This window comes from Pseudomonas sp. SB113 (genome assembly GCF_040754745.1).
Lineage (GTDB): Bacteria > Pseudomonadota > Gammaproteobacteria > Pseudomonadales > Pseudomonadaceae > Aquipseudomonas > Aquipseudomonas grimontii.
Genome location: NZ_JBFMHW010000211.1, coordinates 1 through 427 on the forward strand (window position 1 = coordinate 1; position 427 = coordinate 427).

The 427-nt window shown below is 54.3% G+C and carries 1 protein-coding gene; it reads right to left on the minus strand.

Annotated elements, in window-relative coordinates; genetic code table 11:
* A partial coding sequence (locus tag AB1462_RS32210) for a carbohydrate ABC transporter permease (protein WP_367249174.1) occupies nt 1–427 on the minus strand: 427 nt, incomplete at both ends.

Here is a 427-nt window from a genome sequence, read left to right on the forward strand (position 1 = left end):
TCCATATCTCGTCGTCAATCCCGCGAAGTCCGGCCAGCATCAGGACGACGATAAGTCCCGCGCTTTGCCAGACGGCGGCAATGACGACCCCGTATATGGCCCAGGTCTGGTCGATCAGCGGCGCGAAGGTAAAACTTTCCCAGCCTAGTTTTCGGACCTCGTTCTGGATGCCGAGCGACGGGTCCATCATCCACTGCCAGACAAGGCCGGTAACGACGAAGGAAAGCGCAAAGGGATAGAGGAAGATCGTTCTGAACGTATCTTCAGCGCGGATATTCTGGTCGATCAGCACCGCCAGCAGATAACCGATCAGCAGGCATGAGACGATGAACAAAACACCGAATATGACGAGGTTGTAGACCGAAACGTTCCAGCGATCGGTCGACCAAAGGCGCACATATTGTTCGAAGCCGACAATGTTGAAATT